Below are 1352 nucleotides of genomic sequence, written 5' to 3' on the forward strand. Positions count from 1 at the left end.
TTGTAATAAATTTCTTCCTTTTTCAATATCCCTTAAATACATGCATGTAAGTATCCCCAAATTATGGACAATTTGAAACCTTTGCGGTGCTATCTCAAACGCCTTGTTAAAATAAAAATACGATTTTTTTAGATCTCCTTTTTTAAAGTATATACATCCTAAATAAAAATACGTATTTTCATCTTTAGAACCACCGTCATCAGCAGCGAGGAAATACTTAAGAGCTTGTTCTTCATTCTTTCTATAGTAATACTCCATAATCCCAAAAGAAGTCAAAATCTCTTCATGAGAGTACCCCTCATTTACCCAACGTTCCTGTAAATATGAATAAGGGTATTGATTTTGGACACTAATAACACTCTGAAACATCCGCTTACTATTATTCGATGTGTTTTTGCCATGAATCCGATATTTAACTAAAGGCTCATCTATATAGGAAAATTTTAGACCTTTTTCAGCAATCTGCAAGCAGAGATAATAATCGCAACAAATAATATCATTTAAATCAAATTTTAACCAATCATAATTTCGAATTGCTAAAGCAGAGCCTGTGAAAAAATTTCTTCTAAATAGCTGAAAAAAAAGATTATCATTCGTGACATATGAAGGAAGTCTGGCGAATAAATTATAACTTTCTCCATTTTTATCAATTAACTCCATAGCGGAATAAACAATTCCTACATTAGAATCTTTTTGAAATTCTTCAACAACTCTTGATACTCGATCTTTATGAGCAATATCATCAGCGTCAAGAAAACAAAGAATATCGCCAGTTGCGGCCTTTACAGCTTCTTTATACGCTGATACAATCCCTAAATTATAAGTATTACTCATAATTTTTACATTAGGATAATTTCCGTAATCCTTAACAATATTAAAAGATTTGTCAGTACTACCATCATCAATAAAAATATATTCAATGTCTCCATAAGTCTGACGAATCAAACTTTCCAAACAATCTCTCAGATATTCTTCATTATTGTAAATAGGTGTAACTACCGATACTCGCATTAAATATCACCATCAGATAAATAATGTTTGACTAACTATAAAATCTTTTGACTTCTGTAATCCAAAATTCTTTAATGTTTCTTCAATTTCTCTATAAAAAGAAGAACCTATGATTATAAAGATATTTGACCTATTTAAATTAATTATCTCAGGACTGAATATTTCTACACCATTTAGTTCTGTTCCCCATTTTAAATGATTACTATCAATCCAACCACTTATATTTATACCTCTAGAAGAATAAAAATCGAATGTCTTTATCCCCGCACTACCAACCCCCCAAATATAAACATCTCTTTGTTTACTTGATTTCGGTAATACATCATAAAAAGATTCATTGC

The 1352-nt window shown here is 30.2% G+C and carries 2 protein-coding genes; both read right to left on the bottom strand.

Translation table 11 applies throughout. The features are described 5' to 3' along the window. A partial coding sequence (locus VU18_RS16975) for a glycosyltransferase (protein ID WP_047758653.1) occupies positions 1-1011 on the bottom strand: 1011 nt, incomplete at its 3' end. A 12-nt stretch (positions 1012-1023) separates the two neighbouring features. Then, positions 1024-1352: hypothetical protein (locus tag VU18_RS18225; RefSeq protein ID WP_201775868.1), on the bottom strand; the 329-nt coding region annotated here is incomplete at its 5' end.

Source organism: Geobacillus sp. ZGt-1, from assembly GCF_001026865.1.
GTDB lineage: Bacteria > Bacillota > Bacilli > Bacillales > Anoxybacillaceae > Geobacillus > Geobacillus thermoleovorans.